The following is a 16,852-nucleotide window of genomic DNA, read 5'->3' as shown; positions in this document are numbered from 1 at the left end:
CGTCTGAGAGGACAGCCCGCGTGACCAGCCCTGCCGCGACCGCCCCGCTCGTACCGCCCGCCGCCGCGCGGGCCCACCGCGACCCCAACGTGCTGCGGTGGCTCGGCGCCTACACCTCCTCCATGCTCGGCGACAGCGTCTACTACCTCGCCCTGTCCTGGGCCGCCGTCCAGGCCGGGAGCCCCGCGCAGGCCGGGCTCGTGATGTCGGCCAGCGCGCTGCCCAGGGCCGTGCTCATGCTCGGCGGGGGAGTGGTCGCCGACCGGTTCGGGCCGCGCCGGGTCGTCATCGGCAGTGACGCCGTGCGCTGTGCCGCCGTCCTCGCCGTGGCCGCCCTGCTGTTCCTCACCCGCCCCGGCCTGTGGCCGCTCGCCCTGCTGGCGCTGGTCTTCGGCACCGTCGACGCCGTGTTCCTGCCCGCCGTGGGCGCCCTGCCGGCCCGTCTCACCGAGAAGGACCAGCTCGCCCGGGTCCAGGGCATGCGCGGCCTCGCGATCCGCTGCGCGAGCGTCGTGGGCGCCCCGCTCGGCGGACTCGCCGTGGCCGCCGGCGGAGCCCCGGCCGCGTTCGGCGTCGCCGGGCTGCTCATCGCCGTGTCACTTCCGCTGCTGGTGTCGGTCCGGGTACGGGAGCTGCCGCGGGACGGCACGCCCGGCCCGGCGGGAACCGCCTGGAGCGACCTGAGGGCCGGGCTGCGCTACATCCGGCGGCACCGGGTGCTCGCGCCGCTGATGGCCGCCATCGCCCTCGGCGACCTCGGCTTCGTCGGACCGCTGAACGTCGGGCTGACCCTGCTCGCCGACCGGCGCGGCTGGGGGGCAGCGGGCATGGGCTGGGTGCTGGCCGGGTTCGGGGTCGGCGCGGGGGCCGCGTCGCTGCTGCTGGCCGTCCGGGGGCGGCTGCCGCGCGCCGGGCTGGTCGCCGGGTACGCCATCATCGCGGGCTGCGTGGCCATCGGCGCCCTCGCCCACGTACCGGGCCTCGTCGCCGCCGTCGCCACGGCCGTGCTGGTCGGCCTGCTCACCGGGCTCAGCGGCGCGATGTGCGGCGCCCTGCTCCAGACCCAGTCCGACCCCGCCTACCTCGGCCGGGTCACCTCCGTCTCCAGCCTGGTCAGCCTCGGCCTGACCCCGCTGAGCATGCCGTTCGCCGCCGCCGCGATCGGGGCCTGGGGCCCCGGCCCGGTGTTCACCGCCAGCGCGGCCGTCTGCGGGCTCGGCGGGGTCGTCGCCCTCGCCGTACCGGCCCTGCGCCGCGCCGAACTCCCCGGCTGACCGGCCCTCACCGTCCGGGCTGGACCAGCTGCACCAGATTGCCCACCGTGTCGTCGAACACCGCCGCGATCACCGGCCCCTGCTCCTGCGGCGGGTGCGTGAACCGGACACCGAGGCCGCGCAGCCGCTCGTACTCCGCACCCAGGTCGTCCACGGAGAAGACGATGCACGGCAGTCCCGCCTCGTACAGCGCCCTGCGGTACGGCTCCGCGATCGGGCCCTGGCCGGGTTCCAGCAGCAGCTGGAGATCCGGCTGGGCCCCCTCCCGCGCCCCGACCGTCACGAACAGCGTGCCGTCGCCGAGGTCCATGTGCGTGCGGGTCTCGAAGCCGAGGACCCCGGTGTAGAAGGCGTGCGCCGTCGCCACGTCGTCCACGTACACGCCGGTCATCGCCACCTTGATCACGGGCCGGTCCCCTCAGCCGTCCAGCCGCCTGCTCTCGTGCAGCGCGGTGATCGCCTCCGCGTCACCGTCCAGTTCCACCTTGGCCGCGCCCTGCCGGCCGAGCGCGAACATCAGCAGCTCCGCCGGCTCACCGGTCACCGTCACCACCGGGGTGCCCCGGTGCGCCACCACCGTCTGGCCGTTCGGGCGGCGCAGCACCAGACCCGTCGGCACACCCCGGCCCATCAGCCGCGCGGCGCGTTCCAGGCGGGACCACAGCGCGTCCTGGAAGACCGGGTCCAGCTCGCGCGGGCTCCACTCCGGCTGGGCGCGGCGGACGTCCTCCGTGTGGACGTAGAACTCCACGATGTTGGCCGCCTCGTCGACCTGCTTGAGCTGGAAGGGGGAGAAGCGCGGCGGGCCGGTACGGATGAGCTGGATCAGCTCCTCGTACGGCTTCGCCGTGTACTCGCCCATCACCTTCTCCAGACGCGGCGCGAGCTGCTTGATCAGCGCGCCCCCCGCCGCGTCCGGGCGGCGCTCGCGCACGATCACGTGCGCGGCCAGGTCCCGGGCCCGCCAGCCCTCGCAGAGGGTCTCGGCGTCCGGCCCGACGGTTTCCAAGAGGTCGGCGAGGAGAAGCCGTTCACGCTTGGCGAAGGTCGACATGGTGTCAGCCTACGGCCACGTACCAGGTCCGCCCACCCGTGGGAGCGCACCGCGCCGCCGTGACCACTCCATGGACGGCCGTGTCCCGCCGCCGGTCCCGGGCGGCACAATGTGACCCATGACCAGTGCGACCGGTGCCTACCCGCCCAGCAGCCTCGACCCGGAGATCGCCGCGCGGCTCAAGCGCAGCGCCGACGGGCTCGTCCCCGCCATCGCCCAGCAGTACGACACCGGCGAGGTGCTCATGCTCGGCTGGATGGACGACGAGGCCCTGCACCGGACGCTGACCACCGGCCGCTGCACCTACTGGTCGCGCAGCCGCCGGGAGTACTGGGTCAAGGGCGACACCTCCGGGCACGTCCAGTGGGTGAAGTCGGTCGCGCTGGACTGCGACGCCGACACCCTGCTGGTCAAGGTCGACCAGGTCGGCGCCGCCTGCCACACCGGAGCCCGCACCTGCTTCGACGCGGACGTGCTCCTGAAGGACGCCGGTTCCGCCGCCCCCGGATCCGGTCAGTAAGGTCAGCGGCCATGGAACTGGAGACCTTCCGCAAGCTGGCCACCGACCGGCGTGTCATCCCGGTCACGCGCAAGCTGCTCGCCGACGGCGACACCCCGGTCGCGCTGTACCGCAAGCTCGCCGCCGAGCGTCCCGGCACCTTCCTGCTGGAGTCGGCGGAGAACGGCCGTTCCTGGTCCCGTTACTCCTTCGTCGGCGTCCGCAGCGCCGCCACGCTCACCGCGCGGGACGGGCAGGCCCACTGGCTCGGAACCCCGCCCGTCGGCGTCCCCACGGACGGCGACCCCCTCGCGGCCCTGCGGGCCACCCTCCAGGCCCTGCACACCCCGCACCAGGAGGGCCTGCCGCCCTTCACCGGCGGCATGGTCGGCTACCTGGGCTACGACATCGTCCGCCGGCTGGAGAAGATCGGCCCCGGCGAGCGCGACGACCTGCGGCTGCCCGAGCTGACCATGCTGCTGACCAGCGACCTCGCGGTGATGGACCACTGGGAGGGCTCGGTCCTGCTGATCGCCAACGCGATCAACCACAACGACCTCGACACCGGCGTCGACGAGGCGTACGCGGACGCCGTCGCCCGCCTCGACGCCATGGAGGCCGACCTCTCCCGCCCGGTCGCCCAGCCCCCGGCCCACCTGCCGCCCTCCGAGCTGCCCGAGTACACCGCCCGCTGGGGCGGCCCCGACTTCCAGCGGGCCGTCGAGGACGTCAAGGAGCGCATCCGCGCGGGCGAGGCCTTCCAGGTCGTGCCCTCCCAGCGCTTCGAGACCCCGTGCACGGCCACCGCCCTGGACGTCTACCGGGTGCTGCGGACCACCAACCCCTCGCCGTACATGTACCTGTTCCGCTTCGACGGCTTCGACGTCGTCGGCTCCTCCCCGGAGGCGCTGGTGAAGGTCGAGGACGGACACGCGATGGTCCACCCCATCGCCGGCACCCGGCACCGCGGGGCCACCCCGCAGGAGGACCAGGCCCTCGCCGAGGAACTCCTCGCCGACCCCAAGGAACGCGCCGAGCACCTGATGCTGGTCGACCTCGGCCGCAACGACCTCGGCCGGGTCTGCGAGCCCGGTTCCGTCGAGGTGGTCGACTTCATGTCCGTCGAGCGCTACTCGCACGTGATGCACATCGTCTCGACCGTCACCGGCAGGGTCGCCCCCGGCCGCACGGCCTTCGACGTGCTCACCGCCTGCTTCCCGGCCGGCACCCTCTCCGGCGCCCCCAAGCCCCGGGCGATGCAGATCATCGACGAACTGGAGCCGTCCCGGCGCGGCCTGTACGGCGGCTGCGTCGGCTACCTGGACTTCGCCGGCGACTCCGACACCGCGATCGCCATCCGCACGGCCCTGCTCCGCGACGGCACGGCCTACGTCCAGGCCGGAGCCGGCATCGTCGCCGACTCCGACCCGGTCGCGGAGGACCAGGAGTGCCGCAACAAGGCGGCGGCGGTGCTGCGGGCCGTGCACACCGCCAACCGGCTGGGCGAGCAGGGCGCTCCGGCTCGCGCGTAGGACGCTTCTCATACGAACCCCGGGTGACGGCTCACCCGGGGTTCAGGCGATAGTGGAGTACGTGACTGCCGTACCTGACCCCCGTTCCCAAGCCGACGCGTCCGCCCGGTCCGGCCGGCGGAGCCTCGCCGTGGCCCTCCTGTGCGGTGCGCTCGGCGCGGCCGTGGCGCTGCTCGCGACCCGGCAGCGCTGGGCGGAGGGCACCGCGACGGTGGCCGGCGGCGCGTTCCCGCTGACCGCCAAGGGCAGCGACGTCACGGGCGTCCCCGCGGCCCTCGCCATAGTGGGCCTCGCCGCGCTCGTCGCCGTCTTCGCCGTCCGCAGGGCCGGCCGGTTCCTCGTCTCCGGGCTGCTCGCGCTCTCCGGCGCCGGGATCGCCGTCGCGGCCCTCGTGTCCGCCTCCGACGGCTCCGCGCTGGACGAGCAGGCCGCCAAGGCGAGCGGCGACACCTCCGCCACGGTCCACGCCCTCAGCCACACCGGCTGGCCCTACGTCGCGGCCGCCGGCGGAGTGCTGCTGCTGCTCGCCGGGCTGCTCGCCCTGCGCTACGGCCGTCTGTGGCCCGCCATGTCCGGCCGCTACGAGCGCGGCACCGACCGCCCGCGGCGCACGGCCCGGCCGGCCGACCCGGAGCGGCCCGAGGAGATCTGGAAGGCGCTGGACCGGGGCGAGGACCCGACGGGCGCCTGAATCCGCGGGGCGCTCCCCGAGTGTGGTGAAACAGACGCCACCCCCGCGCCGGGCACGCGTGCGCGTACGGGACAATGAAGGTGAGCGTCCGGCTCGGACAGTACGACACGTACACAGCAACGAGGAGCAAGTCATGGCGGGCAGCAGCCACGGTCACACCCCGGCCGCCTGGACCGGTGTCATCATCGCCTTCATCGGTTTCTGCGTCGCGGGCGCCTTCATGGTGATGGCCCAGCCCGTCGGCTTCTGGGCCGGCATCGCCCTCACGCTCCTCGGCGGTGTGGTCGGCGCCATCATGCGCGCCATGGGTCTGGGGCAGCCGAAGGAGTCCCGTACGCTGCCGCACACCGCGCCCGCCGCCACGCGCGAGCCGGCCGCCGCGGAGAGCTGAGCCCCGGTGACTTCCGCGAAGGGCGGCCGGCACCGGGTGCCGGCCGCCCTTCGCGCGTGAGGGAGCGGTGCCGCGGGCCGCGAGCGGGCACGCCGGCCGGCGGCGGGGGAGAATGCCGCCGTGGACGCCCCTGTGGATGCCCCGGTGAACGCCGCGGCGAACGCCCTTGGCCGCCCGGTGCCGCGGCCCGCCCCCCTCCGGCGGAGGCTCGCGGTCCCCGCGGGGCTGCTCACGGCCGTCGGCGGGGCCTTCGCCTACGTCGGTGCCGTCGATCCGGGTGAACCCGGCCACTACCCCGTCTGCCCCCTGTACCGGCTCACCGGTCTGTACTGCCCCGGCTGCGGCGGGCTGCGCAGCGCGCACGCCTTCGTGCACGGTGACCTCCTCACCGCCCTGCACGACAACGCGCCGGCCGTCGCCGCCTACCTGGGCTTCGCCGTGCTGTGGACCGTCTGGGTGGTCCGCGCGGCACGCGGCAGGCCGTTGCGGATCGAGCCCGGACCGGCGCCGCTGTGGGCGGCCGGGGTGCTGCTGCTGGTGTTCACCGTCGTCCGGAACCTGCCGTTCGGTGGCTGGCTCCATCCTTGATCAACAACGAATGTCCAGGTAGTGGGACCGGCCGCGACCGGATGCGGGGCCTCGGCGCTCCTGCGGATACCATCGGTTTGACCACGGGTTTTCAGACCTGAAGGAACCACCGTCTGGAAGGGGGCCGCTCGCGTGAGTGTGCTCGACGAGATCATCGACGGAGTCCGTGCCGACCTCGCGGAGCGGCAGGCACGCGTCACCCTCGACGAGCTCAAGGAGCGCGCGGCCAAGGCCCACGCCGCCAAGGACGGGGTGGCCGCGCTCAAGGGCGACGGCGTCAAGGTGATCTGCGAGGTGAAGCGCTCCAGCCCCTCCAAGGGCGCGCTGGCCGCCATCGCCGACCCCGCCGGACTCGCCGCCGACTACGAGGCGGGCGGCGCGGCCGTCATCTCCGTCCTCACCGAGCAGCGCCGCTTCGGCGGCTCGCTCGCCGACCTGGAGGCGGTGCGCGCACGGGTCGACATCCCCGTCCTGCGCAAGGACTTCATCGTCACGTCGTACCAGCTCTGGGAGGCCCGGGCGTACGGCGCCGACCTCGCGCTGCTGATCGTGGCCGCCCTGGACCAGCCGGCCCTGGAGTCGCTGATCGAGCGGGCGGAGTCCATCGGCCTGACCCCCCTCGTCGAGGTGCACGACGAGGACGAGGTCGAGCGGGCGGTGGACGCGGGCGCCAAGGTCATCGGCGTCAACGCGCGCAACCTGAAGACGCTGGAGGTGGACCGCGGCACGTTCGAGCGGGTCGCCCCGGAGATCCCGGACACCCTCGTGAAGGTCGCCGAGTCCGGCGTCCGCGGCCCGCACGACCTGATCGCGTACGCCAACGCCGGCGCCGACGCGGTGCTGGTCGGCGAGTCCCTGGTGACCGGCCGCGACCCGAAGGCGGCGGTCGCCGACCTGGTGGCGGCCGGCGAGCACCCGGCACTGCGGCACGGGCGCGGCTGATCACGCTAGGCTTGGCGGCGATGACTCCCACCGTGACGACCGTGGACCGGCACGCGCGCCTGGCGCGGGGCTGCCGTCCGCGTGGCTGCCGAGCTCCCGCGCGCCGCGTGCACGGCCGTCGCGTCCGGTACGTCATCGGCGACGAACCCGGGCAGGTCAACGGACGCCGATGGCAGCGCGCCCCCCAGGGGCGCGGGACTCCTGTCTGACGTGCGGCTGCCGCCGCGTGCACGCGACCAGCCGCCCACGGCCTGAGGTCGTCCGACAAGCTCCGCCCCCACGGCGAATCGTTTTCCACAGAACACTCACCGTGAGGTTTCCGCATGCCCAGCGAGTTCTTCATCCCTGACCCCGCCGGCCAGGTGCCCAGCGCCGAGGGCTACTTCGGCGCGTTCGGCGGCAAGTTCATCCCGGAGGCCCTCGTCGCCGCCGTGGACGAGGTCGCCGTCGAGTACGACAAGGCCAAGCACGACCACGAGTTCGCCCGTGAGCTCGACGACCTGCTCGCCCACTACACCGGCCGCCCGTCGGCGCTCACCGAGGTGCCCCGCTTCGCCCGACACGCCGGTGGCGCCCGTGTGTTCCTCAAGCGCGAGGACCTCAACCACACCGGCTCCCACAAGATCAACAACGTGCTCGGCCAGGCCCTGCTCACCAAGCGCATGGGCAAGACCCGGGTCATCGCCGAGACCGGCGCCGGCCAGCACGGCGTGGCGACGGCCACCGCCTGCGCGCTGTTCGGCCTCGACTGCACCATCTACATGGGCGAGGTCGACACCAAGCGCCAGGCCCTCAACGTAGCCCGCATGCGCATGCTCGGCGCCGAGGTCGTCGCCGTGAAGTCCGGCAGCCGCACCCTCAAGGACGCCATCAACGAGGCGTTCCGCGACTGGGTCGCCAACGTCGACCACACCCACTACCTCTTCGGCACGGTCGCCGGACCGCACCCGTTCCCCGCCATGGTCCGCGACTTCCACCGGGTGATCGGCGTGGAGGCACGGCGCCAGCTCCTGGAGCGCGCCGGCCGTCTCCCCGACGCGGCCGTCGCCTGTGTCGGCGGCGGCTCCAACGCCATCGGCCTCTTCCACGCCTTCATCCCCGACGAGGGCGTCCGCCTCATCGGCTGCGAGCCGGCCGGCCACGGCATCGAGACCGGCGAGCACGCGGCCACCCTCACCGCCGGCGAGCCCGGCATCCTGCACGGCTCCCGCTCCTACGTCCTCCAGGACGACGAGGGCCAGATCACCGAGCCGTACTCCATCTCGGCCGGACTGGACTACCCGGGCATCGGCCCGGAGCACTCCTACCTGAAGGACTCCGGCCGCGGCGAGTACCGCGCGGTCACCGACGACGCCGCCATGCAGGCCCTGCGCCTGCTGTCGCGCACCGAGGGCATCATCCCGGCCATCGAGAGCGCCCATGCGCTGGCCGGCGCCCTGGAGGTCGGCAAGGAGCTGGGCAAGGACGGCCTGATCGTCGTCAACCTGTCCGGCCGCGGCGACAAGGACATGGACACCGCCGCCCGGTACTTCGGCCTCTACGACACCGACGCCGAGGTGGCCGCCGACCAGGCCGACACCGCCGAGATCGAGGGGGACGCCAAGTGAGCGGGAACGCACAGCTGCTGAACGACACCCTCGCCGCCGCCAAGGCCGAGGGCCGCTCCGCGCTCATCGCCTACCTCCCGGCCGGCTTCCCCACCGTGGACGGCGGCATCGAGGCGATCAAGGCCGTCTTCGACGGCGGCGCCGACGTCGTCGAGGTCGGGCTGCCGCACAGCGACCCGGTGCTCGACGGGCCGGTCATCCAGACCGCCGACGACATCGCCCTGCGGGGCGGGGTGCGGATCGCCGACGTCATGCGCACCGTCCGGGAGGCCCACGAGGCCACCGGGAAGCCGGTGCTCGTCATGACGTACTGGAACCCCATCGACCGCTACGGCGTGGAGCGGTTCACCGCCGAGCTGGCCGAGGCGGGCGGCGCGGGCTGCATCCTGCCCGACCTGCCCGTGCAGGAGTCGGCGCCGTGGCGGGAGCACGCCGAGAAGCACGGCCTCGCCACGGTCTTCGTGGTGGCGCCGAGCAGCAAGGACGAGCGGCTCGCCCAGATCACCGCGGCGGGCAGCGGCTTCGTCTACGCGGCCTCCCTGATGGGCGTCACCGGCACCCGCGAGTCCGTCGGCACCCAGGCCCAGGACCTCGTCCGGCGCACCCGCGCCACCGGCACCGAGCTGCCCGTCTGCGTCGGTCTCGGCGTCTCCAACCGGGCCCAGGCCGCCGAGGTCGCCGGCTTCGCCGACGGCGTGATCGTCGGCTCGGCGTTCGTCAAGCGGATGCTGGACGCCCCCGACCAGGCCTCCGGCCTCGCGGCGGTCCGTGAGCTGGCCGGTGAGCTGGCGAAAGGCGTGCGCGGACAGACGTGACGGACGGGAGCGACCGGCGGCGATCGTCCCGAACCGGATGATCCGGTCACTCGAACGGGTGGACCTCGGGCCGGGGAGGCGCGCTGCGCCTCCCCGGTTCGTTCTGGGGGTGTGAGCGAGAAGAACCGTGACGGAAAGCGCACCGCCCGGCAACGGCTGGCGGTCGAGCGCGAGAAGCAGAAGGCCGGGGAGAAGCGACGGCGCACGCTGATCGTGGGCGCGAGCGTCGTCTGCGTCCTGGGACTGGCGGCGGTGATCGGCGTGGTCGCCGCGAACGCCGGCAAGCACAAGGGCGGCAGCGCGGGCCCGGCCGTCGCACCGTCGGGGGCGCAGGGCAAGGACGGCCTCGCGATCCCGGTCGGCAAGGACGGCGCCAGGTCGACGCTCACCGTCTGGGAGGACTTCCGCTGCCCGGCCTGCCAGGCCTTCGAGGCGGCGTACCGGCCGACCCTCCACGAGCTGGCCGACGCCGGCAAGCTCAGGATCGAGTACCACCTCGTCCGGCTGATCGACGGCAACCTCGGCGGCACCGGCTCGCTGCGCGCCGCCAACGCCGCGGCCTGCGCCCAGGACGCCGGGAAGTTCCGCGACTACCACGACGTGCTGTACGCGAACCAGCCGAAGGAGACCGACGACGCCTTCGCGGGCAACGGCAAGCTGATCGAGCTGGCCGGCAAGGTCAAGGGCCTGGACACGCCCGCCTTCCGCACCTGCGTCAAGGACGGCACGCACGACAGCTGGGTGGACAGGTCCAACCAGGCGTTCGGGTCCGGCGGCTTCAGCGGTACGCCCACGGTGCTGCTCGGCGGCAAGAACATCTACCAGGACCAGACGATGACCCCGGCCAAGCTCAGGCAACTGGTGGAGGAGGCCGACCGACGGTAAGCGTTTCTCACGCCCCCGTTATGGACCCGTAGCCGGTCCGCTTGCCGTCCCCACGGCCCGGCACGGTAGCGTCGGACCTGCCATGAACGCCATGAACCTTGCCTCGATCCCCAGCCCGTCGCACGGGGTGCTGTACCTCGGCCCCATCCCGCTGCGCGGCTACGCCTTCTGCATCATCATCGGCGTCTTCATCGCCGTCTGGTTCGGCAACAAGCGCTGGATCGCCCGCGGCGGGCAGTCCGGCACGGTCGCCGACATCGCCGTCTGGGCCGTGCCGTTCGGCCTGGTCGGCGGCCGGCTCTACCACGTGATCACGGACTACGAGCTGTACTTCAGCGAGGGCCGTGACTGGGTGGACGCCTTCAAGGTGTGGGAGGGCGGCCTGGGCATCTGGGGCGCCATCGCGCTCGGCGCGCTCGGCGCGTGGATCGGCGCGCGGCGCCGGGGCGTCCCGATGCCCGCGTACGCCGACGCCGTGGCGCCCGGCATCGCGTTCGCGCAGGCCATCGGCCGCTGGGGCAACTGGTTCAACCAGGAGCTGTACGGCCGCGAGACCCATCTGCCCTGGGCGCTGCACATCACCTCCTCCGAGGGCGGCCGGGTGCCGGGGTACTACCACCCGACGTTCCTCTACGAGTCCCTGTGGTGCGTCGGCGTGGGCCTGCTGGTCATCTGGGCGGACCGCCGCTTCAGGCTGGGGCACGGCCGGGCGTTCGCCCTGTACGTCGCCGCGTACTGCGTGGGCCGGGGCTGGATCGAGTACATGCGGGTGGACGACGCCCACCACATCCTGGGCCTCCGCCTGAACGACTGGACCGCGCTGCTGGTCTTCCTGCTGGCGGTGACGTACATCGTGGTGTCGTCGAAGAAGCGGCCGGGACGCGAAGCCGTGGTCGAGCCGGGGGTCTCCGACGGCCCGGTCACGGACACGGCGGCCGTCCAGGACGCGGAGGCCGGCGCCGGCGCCGAGACAGGCGCCGATGCCGATGCCGATGCGGAGGGCGAGGAGAAGGCGGCGCCGGCCGAGAAGAGCTGAACCGTTCGTGGTACGACGCCGAGGGCGCCCGGAGGTCTTCCGGGCGCCCTCGGCGTGTGCGCGGGGTCAGCGCCGGGCAGCCAGCGACAGCGTCCGCCGTGCCATCGCCACCACCGCCGCGTCGATGAAGCGCCCGTCGGGCAGGGCCTGGGCGCCCTCGTTCGCCGAGGCCGCCTTGAGGACCGTCTCCGCGTGTTCGATCTCGGCCCGCGTGGGCAGGTAGGCCCGCTCGATCACCGGCAGCTGGCGGGGGTGGATCGCGGAGCGGCCCAGGAACCCGAGAGCCCGGCCGTGGGCGCAGGAGGCGGCCAGGCCGTCGAGGTCACGGATGTCCGGGTAGACGGTCTGCGACGGCGGGGGCAGGCCCGCCGCACGGGCGGCGACGATCACCCGCGAGCGCGGCCAGTCCAGACCCGCGTCGGCCCGCACCCCGAGGTCGGCGCGGAGGTCGGCCTCGCCCAGGGCGATGCCCCGCAGGGCGGGGTGGGCGGTGGCGATGGCGTAGGCGTGCTCGATGCCGAGGGCCGACTCCAGGAGCGCGTGGAGCGGGACCGGTGTGGCAACGGCGACCCGCCGTACCTCGCCCGGGGCCGTCACCTTCGGCAGCCGCACGCCGGACAGGCCCGGCAGACCGGCCAGGGCGTGGAGGTCGCCGGCGGCCCAGACGCTGTCCAGGGCGTTGACGCGCACGTGCACCGGGACCGGCTGGGACTCCGCCAGGAGTTCCGCGGTGGCCGCGCGGGCGTACTCCTTGCGGTCCGGGGCGACCGCGTCCTCCAGGTCGACCACCACCACGTCGGCGCCCGCCACCAGGGCCTTGGCCACCACGTGCGGGCGGTCGCCGGGGACGTAGAGCCAGGTGAGCGGGAAGGGGGTCACAGGGCGCCCTCCGCGCGCAGCGCCGCGACGGCGGCCGGGGTGAGGCCGAGTTCGGCGAGCACGGCGTCGGTGTCGGCGCCGTGCGGGCGGCCGGCCCAGCGGATCGCGCCGGGCGTGGCGGAGAGCCGGAAGAGGACGTTCTGCATGCGCAGCGGGCCCAGTTCCGGGTCGTCGACGGTGGTGACCGTGCCCAGGGCCCGGTACTGGGGGTCCACGAGGACGTCCCGGACGTCCTGCACCGGGGCCACCGCGGCCTCCGCCTTCTCGAAGGCCGCGAGCACCTCGGCGCGGGTGCGGCCGGCGATCCAGGAGCCGACCGCCTCGTCCAGCACGTCGGCGTGGGCGGCCCGGTCCGCGCCGGTGGCGAACCACGGCTCCTCGATCAGCTCCGGGCGGCCCACCAGCCGGAGCACCCGCTCGGCGACCGACTGGGCGGAGGTGGAGACGGCGACCCAGGTGCCGTCGGCGGTGCGGTAGGTGTTGCGCGGGGCGTTGTTCGCGGACCGGTTGCCGGTGCGCTCCTGGACGTAGCCGAGCTGGTCGTACCAGGTGGCGTGGGGGCCGAGGACCGACAGGATCGGTTCGATGATCGCCATGTCGACCGTCTGTCCCGTGCCGGTGCGCTCGCGGGCGGCCAGCGCCGTCAGCACGGCGTAGGCGGTCGCCAGGCCGGCGATCGAGTCGGCGAGACCGAAGGGCGGCAGCGTCGGGGGCGCGTCCGGTTCGCCGGTGACCGCGGCGAAGCCGCTCATCGCCTCGGCGAGGGTGCCGAAGCCGGGGCGGTGCGCGTAGGGGCCGAACTGGCCGAACGCGGTCACCCGGGCCAGGACCAGCCGGGGGTTGGCCGCGGACAGCTCCGGCCAGCCGAGGCCCCATCTCTCCAGGGTTCCGGGGCGGAAGTTCTCGATCACCACGTCGGTGGTGGCGGCCAGCCGCAGCAGGGTGGCGCGGCCGCCGGGTGTGGACAGGTCGAGGGTGATGGCCCGCTTGTTGCGGCCGAGCACCTTCCACCACAGGCCGACGCCGTCCTTGGCGGGGCCGTGGCCCCGGGACGGGTCGGGCCGCCGGGGATGCTCCACCTTGATCACCTCGGCGCCGTAGTCACCGAGCAGCGTCGCCGCCATCGGCCCGGCGAAGAGAGTCGCGAGGTCCAGCACCCGCAGCCCGTCCAGGGCCGGGGACGTCCGTGCCGACGGGCCCGTCCCGGCCGTCGTGTTCGTCGTGTTCGTCGTGTTCATGCGCTGTACTGGGCCTCGATCTCCGGGCGGTAGGGCATCGACGCCGACGCGCCTTCCCGCTGGACGGAGATCGCCGCCGCTGCCGCCGCCCAGGACAGGGCCTCCCGTACCGGCTTCTCCTCGGCGCGGGCCACCGCGAAAGCGCCGACGAACGTGTCGCCCGCGCCCGTGGAGTCCACGGCCCGCACGGGGGGCGCGGGGACGACGAGCGGTTCGGCGCCCCGGGTCAGGTACAGGCAGCCCGTGGCGCCCAGGGTGACCACGACCTCCGGCACCAGGTCCAGCAGGGCGGCCGCCGCCTCGCGCGGGTCGGTGCGGCCGGTGAGGGTGACCGCCTCGTACTCGTTCGGCACCAACAGGTCGATCGCCGCCAGGAGTCCGGGCGGCAGCGGCTGGACGGGGGACGGGGTGAGCACCGTGCGGACGCCGTGCCGGCGGGCCGCCTCGGCGCCCGCGACGACCGCCGCCGGGGGGATCTCCAGTTGCAGCAGCAGGGCGTCGGCGGTCGCGATCACTCCCTCGTCGCCGGGGCAGAGGTGGTCGACCGTGCCGTTCGCGCCGGGGATGACGACGATCGCGTTGCCGCCCTCGTCGTCCACCACGATGTGCGCGGTGCCGGACGGCCCCTCGACCGTGCGCAGGAAGTCGGTGTCCACGCCGGAGTGTTCGAGGGTGTCGCGCAGCCGCGCGCCGAAGGCGTCGTTGCCGACCGCGCCGATCATCGAGACGGTGGCGCCGGCGCGGGCCGCGGCGATCGCCTGGTTGGCGCCCTTGCCGCCGGGGATCGTACGGAACTCCCGTCCCGTCACGGTCTCCCCGCGCTGCGGGGCCTTGGCGACGTACGTGACGAGGTCCATGTTCGTGCTGCCGAGGACGGCGATGTGGGTCATGGTCGGGTCGCCTCCAGGTGGGTGAGGTGGGCGAGGGCGTCGAAGCCGGTGCCGTCGAAGTCCGCGACGGTCGTGGCGAGCCGGTTCTTCAGCGGGGCCCGCCAGCGGTCGGGGAGCGCGCCGGGGGAGCCGGCGAGCAGGCCGGCGATGCTCCCGGCGGTGGCGCCGTTGGAATCGGTGTCCCAGCCGCCCGACACGGCACGGCAGACGGAGCCGGTGAAGTCGCCGCCGGCGTGGGTGAGGGCGGCGACGGTCAGGGCGGTGTTGGGGACGGCGTGGACCCAGTGGTGGGTGGGGCCGTAGACGGCGTGGAGTTCGTCCACGACGTCGTCGAAGTCGTCCGTGGCGCCGGCCAGCCGGACGGCGTGGTCGATCGCCTTCGCCAGGCGGGAGCGGGCCGGGACCACCGCGCGGCCGGTGCGCAGGCAGGCGTGGACGTCGTGCGTGCCGGTGGCGGCCGTGGCGATGGCGGCGGCCGTGAACATCGCCGCGTAGACGCCGTTCGCGGTGTGGGTGAGGACCGCGTCGCGGTGGGCCTGTTCGGCGGCGGCTGCCGGGTCGCCCGGGTTGCTCCAGCCGTGCATGTCGGCGCGGATCAGCGCGCCGATCCACTCGCGGAACGGGTTGCGGTGGCGGGCCGTGTGCGGGGGTTCGATGCCCGTGAGGAGGTTGCGGTGGGCGACGCGCTCGGCGGTGAAGGTGCGGCCGGGCGGGAGTTCCTCCAGCCAGAGCCGGGCCACGTCGTCGGTGGTGAAGGCCCTCCCGTGGCGCTGGAGCAGGAGGAGGTTGAGCAGGGGGTAGTTCAGGTCGTCGTCCTCGGGCATGCCGTCGATGTTCTCGGCGAGCGAGGTGGCGGCCGAGCGGCGGTTCCACGGGTGGGCGGCCAGCAGGTCGCCGGGGACCCCCCGGGCGGTGAACCAGGTGGAAAGGGGCCAGTTCCCGGTCGCCCGGGCGAGGGCGCGGATGCCGTCGAGCGAGAGTTTCTCGACCGGTTTGCCGAGCAGACAGCCGATGGCCCGCCCGAGCCAGGCGGCCTCCAGGGCGCGGGGGTCCGGTGCGGTGGCGGACCGCCCGGCGGGCCAGTCGGGGCAGCGGGACCTGATGCGGGCCAGATCGGTCGGCTCGTCGTCGGCGAAGCGGCTGGGCAGATCGGCGAGTTCGTCCAGCAGGTCCTCCGCCAGCAGGCGCAGGTAGCGGGAGACGCGGTGCGGGGACGCGCCCGCGCGCTCCGGGGCGTCCGGGCCGCCCGCCGCCCGCCAGCGCGCCTCGACCGCCTTCGGCTCGCGCCCGTCCAGGCGGGCCTGGCGCAGCTCGTGGCCCAGCAGGTCCTCCGGCTGGACCCAGGTCAGTCGGAGCACGGCCGGCCTCCGAGCGCGCTGAACGCCTCCTCGTGGGCGCGCCGGCGGCGGACGTCCCGGTCGAAGATCTCGCACGTGACCCCGGTGAGCGTCCGGGCCGGCGCCCACAGGTCCAGCCGGCTGGCGTCGGCGACCGTCTTCGCCCACTCCTCGGGGGCCGGTGAGCCGAGCGCGCCCGCGAGGGCGCCGGCCATCGTCGCGATCGAGTCGCAGTCACGGCCGTAGTTGACCGAGCCGAGCACGGCCTGCCGGTAGTCGCCGCCGGAGACGACCAGCATGCCCAGCGCGACCGGGAGTTCCTCGATGGAGTGCAGCCGGGACGGGCGGCGGGCGGCGAGGGAGGGGGCGCGGTAGTCCGGGCCGACGGTGTCGTAGGGCTCCACCGCCGCGCGCAGCGGACCGAGCGCCGACTCGAAGTCCCGGTGCCCGGCGGCGACTTCGCACACCCTCTCGATCGCCGTGCGGGTGCCGTCCTTGGCCAGCGACAGGCAGGCGTCCACCACCGAGCCGGGGGTCGCGCCGGGGGCGGTGGCGGCGGCCACCGCCGCGGCGAACACACCGGCCGCCTCCCGGCCGTACGACGACTGGTGCGCGCCCGTGACGTCCAGCGCCTCGGCGTACGCGGCGGCCGGGTTGGCCGCGTTGACCAGGCCGACCGGGGCCATGTACATCGCGGCGCCGCAGTTGACGATGTTGCCGGTGCCCGCCTCCCGGGGGTCGGCGTGACCGTAGGCGAGCCTGGCCACCAGCCACTTCTCGGCGAGGAAGAGGCGGTGCAGCGGCAGGGCCTCGGCCTGAAGCTCGGGGATCCAGCGGGGCGTGGTCATCAGGTCCGGGACCAGGTGCTCGGCGATCGCGTACGCGTCGAGGTGGTCGCGGACGCGGTCGTAGACGCGGATGAGCGCGTGCGTCATCAAGGTGTCGTCCGTGACGTGGCCGTCACCCTTGTGGTACGGCGCGATGGGGCGGGCGGTGCGCCAGGCGTCGCCGTGCCAGGGGCCGACGATGCCGCGCACGCGGCCGCCGTGCCGCTCGGCGATCTGGTCGGGGGAGTAGCCCTCGACCGGGCCGCCGAGGGCGTCGCCTACGGCGGCCCCCACCAGCGCGGCGGTGACGCGGTCGGCGAGCCCGTTCGGGGCGGGGCCGCTGCTTTCTTCTTCTTTGGGCGTCATG

The 16,852-nt window shown here is 74.2% G+C and carries 19 protein-coding genes; 12 read left to right on the top strand and 7 right to left on the bottom strand.

Going from position 1 to position 16,852, the window contains the following annotated elements; translation table 11 throughout:
• Positions 1–20 precede the first annotated feature (20 nt).
• Entirely contained in the window at positions 21–1,274 is a 1,254-nt protein-coding gene (locus tag ACZ5DC_RS22710) for an MFS transporter (RefSeq protein ID WP_468655352.1), read from the top strand.
• A gap of 7 nt (positions 1,275–1,281) precedes the next feature.
• On the opposite strand, the gene ACZ5DC_RS22705 is transcribed toward ACZ5DC_RS22710, so the two are convergent.
• Positions 1,282–1,680, bottom strand: a complete 399-nt coding sequence (locus tag ACZ5DC_RS22705) for a VOC family protein (RefSeq protein WP_468655350.1) — start codon at positions 1,678–1,680, stop codon at positions 1,282–1,284.
• A 12-nt stretch (positions 1,681–1,692) separates the two neighbouring features.
• The gene (locus ACZ5DC_RS22700) at positions 1,693–2,328 is read right to left on the bottom strand and encodes a TIGR03085 family metal-binding protein (RefSeq protein ID WP_366751397.1); all 636 of its coding nucleotides are present in this window, start codon (positions 2,326–2,328) and stop codon (positions 1,693–1,695) included.
• A gap of 118 nt (positions 2,329–2,446) precedes the next feature.
• On the opposite strand from ACZ5DC_RS22700, the gene hisI reads away from it, so the two are divergent.
• The 11 genes from hisI (at position 2,447) to lgt (ending at position 11,314) form a co-directional block, all read left to right on the top strand.
• The gene (gene hisI, locus ACZ5DC_RS22695) at positions 2,447–2,848 is read left to right on the top strand and encodes a phosphoribosyl-AMP cyclohydrolase (protein ID WP_468655348.1); all 402 of its coding nucleotides are present in this window, start codon (positions 2,447–2,449) and stop codon (positions 2,846–2,848) included.
• Between the two features lie 11 nt (positions 2,849–2,859).
• Entirely contained in the window at positions 2,860–4,359 is a 1,500-nt protein-coding gene (locus tag ACZ5DC_RS22690; protein ID WP_468655346.1) for an anthranilate synthase component I, read from the top strand.
• Positions 4,360–4,411: 52 nt separating this feature from the next.
• Positions 4,412–5,050 (top strand): TIGR02234 family membrane protein, encoded by a 639-nt coding sequence (locus tag ACZ5DC_RS22685; protein ID WP_468655344.1) that lies wholly within the window; start codon positions 4,412–4,414, stop codon positions 5,048–5,050.
• A 133-nt stretch (positions 5,051–5,183) separates the two neighbouring features.
• Positions 5,184–5,441, top strand: coding sequence for an HGxxPAAW family protein (locus ACZ5DC_RS22680; protein ID WP_468655342.1), 258 nt, complete (start codon positions 5,184–5,186; stop codon positions 5,439–5,441).
• A 144-nt stretch (positions 5,442–5,585) separates the two neighbouring features.
• The gene (locus ACZ5DC_RS22675) at positions 5,586–6,029 is read left to right on the top strand and encodes a DUF2752 domain-containing protein (protein WP_468655533.1); all 444 of its coding nucleotides are present in this window, start codon (positions 5,586–5,588) and stop codon (positions 6,027–6,029) included.
• A gap of 132 nt (positions 6,030–6,161) precedes the next feature.
• Entirely contained in the window at positions 6,162–6,971 is an 810-nt protein-coding gene (trpC, locus tag ACZ5DC_RS22670; RefSeq protein ID WP_171157252.1) for an indole-3-glycerol phosphate synthase TrpC, read from the top strand.
• A 20-nt stretch (positions 6,972–6,991) separates the two neighbouring features.
• Positions 6,992–7,180, top strand: coding sequence for a tryptophan biosynthesis modulator TrpM (trpM, locus tag ACZ5DC_RS22665; protein WP_468655340.1), 189 nt, complete (start codon positions 6,992–6,994; stop codon positions 7,178–7,180).
• Between the two features lie 114 nt (positions 7,181–7,294).
• Positions 7,295–8,578, top strand: coding sequence for a tryptophan synthase subunit beta (gene trpB / locus ACZ5DC_RS22660; RefSeq protein WP_468655338.1), 1,284 nt, complete (start codon positions 7,295–7,297; stop codon positions 8,576–8,578).
• Positions 8,575–9,393, top strand: a complete 819-nt coding sequence (trpA, locus tag ACZ5DC_RS22655; RefSeq protein WP_468655336.1) for a tryptophan synthase subunit alpha — start codon at positions 8,575–8,577, stop codon at positions 9,391–9,393. Before trpB ends, trpA begins: the two co-directional genes overlap by 4 nt.
• Before the next feature lie 111 nt (positions 9,394–9,504).
• A complete protein-coding gene (locus ACZ5DC_RS22650) occupies positions 9,505–10,278 on the top strand; it encodes a DsbA family protein (protein WP_468655334.1) in 774 nt (257 codons plus the stop codon).
• A gap of 91 nt (positions 10,279–10,369) precedes the next feature.
• A complete protein-coding gene (gene lgt, locus ACZ5DC_RS22645; RefSeq protein ID WP_468655332.1) occupies positions 10,370–11,314 on the top strand; it encodes a prolipoprotein diacylglyceryl transferase in 945 nt (314 codons plus the stop codon).
• Between the two features lie 66 nt (positions 11,315–11,380).
• On the opposite strand, the gene ACZ5DC_RS22640 is transcribed toward lgt, so the two are convergent.
• From ACZ5DC_RS22640 to ACZ5DC_RS22620, 5 genes are read right to left on the bottom strand one after another with little or no spacing between them, the layout of a single operon-like run.
• On the bottom strand, positions 11,381–12,193 hold the full coding sequence (locus tag ACZ5DC_RS22640) for an HpcH/HpaI aldolase/citrate lyase family protein (RefSeq protein ID WP_468655330.1): 813 nt from the start codon (positions 12,191–12,193) through the stop codon (positions 11,381–11,383).
• Complete coding sequence (locus tag ACZ5DC_RS22635) at positions 12,190–13,431, bottom strand: CaiB/BaiF CoA transferase family protein (RefSeq protein ID WP_468655328.1); 1,242 nt, start codon at positions 13,429–13,431, stop codon at positions 12,190–12,192. Before ACZ5DC_RS22635 ends, ACZ5DC_RS22640 begins: the two co-directional genes overlap by 4 nt.
• The gene (gene rbsK, locus ACZ5DC_RS22630) at positions 13,428–14,321 is read right to left on the bottom strand and encodes a ribokinase (protein WP_468655326.1); all 894 of its coding nucleotides are present in this window, start codon (positions 14,319–14,321) and stop codon (positions 13,428–13,430) included. Before rbsK ends, ACZ5DC_RS22635 begins: the two co-directional genes overlap by 4 nt.
• Positions 14,318–15,679 carry an ADP-ribosylglycohydrolase family protein gene (locus ACZ5DC_RS22625; protein ID WP_468655324.1) on the bottom strand — a complete coding sequence of 454 codons (1,362 nt, stop codon included), beginning with the start codon at positions 15,677–15,679 and terminating at the stop codon, positions 14,318–14,320. Before ACZ5DC_RS22625 ends, rbsK begins: the two co-directional genes overlap by 4 nt.
• Positions 15,667–16,851 carry an ADP-ribosylglycohydrolase family protein gene (locus tag ACZ5DC_RS22620; RefSeq protein ID WP_468655322.1) on the bottom strand — a complete coding sequence of 395 codons (1,185 nt, stop codon included), beginning with the start codon at positions 16,849–16,851 and terminating at the stop codon, positions 15,667–15,669. Before ACZ5DC_RS22620 ends, ACZ5DC_RS22625 begins: the two co-directional genes overlap by 13 nt.
• Position 16,852: the final 1 nt, after the last annotated feature.

Source organism: Streptomyces sp. NPDC031445 (assembly GCF_055581365.1).
Note: the sequence above shows the minus strand (reverse complement) of the source record. Positions and strands in the feature narration are given on the sequence as shown.

Excerpts from the sequence above, each read along its gene's own strand:
- ACZ5DC_RS22635 (WP_468655328.1), bottom strand. The coding sequence starts at position 13,431 with ATGAACACGACGAACACGACGAACACGACGGCCGGGACGGGCCCGTCG.
- trpM (WP_468655340.1), top strand. The coding sequence starts at position 6,992 with ATGACTCCCACCGTGACGACCGTGGACCGGCACGCGCGCCTGGCGCGG.
- trpB (WP_468655338.1), top strand. The coding sequence starts at position 7,295 with ATGCCCAGCGAGTTCTTCATCCCTGACCCCGCCGGCCAGGTGCCCAGC.
- ACZ5DC_RS22690 (WP_468655346.1), top strand. The coding sequence starts at position 2,860 with ATGGAACTGGAGACCTTCCGCAAGCTGGCCACCGACCGGCGTGTCATC.
- ACZ5DC_RS22700 (WP_366751397.1), bottom strand. The coding sequence starts at position 2,328 with ATGTCGACCTTCGCCAAGCGTGAACGGCTTCTCCTCGCCGACCTCTTG.
- rbsK (WP_468655326.1), bottom strand. The coding sequence starts at position 14,321 with ATGACCCACATCGCCGTCCTCGGCAGCACGAACATGGACCTCGTCACG.
- ACZ5DC_RS22680 (WP_468655342.1), top strand. The coding sequence starts at position 5,184 with ATGGCGGGCAGCAGCCACGGTCACACCCCGGCCGCCTGGACCGGTGTC.
- hisI (WP_468655348.1), top strand. The coding sequence starts at position 2,447 with ATGACCAGTGCGACCGGTGCCTACCCGCCCAGCAGCCTCGACCCGGAG.
- ACZ5DC_RS22620 (WP_468655322.1), bottom strand. The coding sequence starts at position 16,851 with ATGACGCCCAAAGAAGAAGAAAGCAGCGGCCCCGCCCCGAACGGGCTC.
- lgt (WP_468655332.1), top strand. The coding sequence starts at position 10,370 with ATGAACCTTGCCTCGATCCCCAGCCCGTCGCACGGGGTGCTGTACCTC.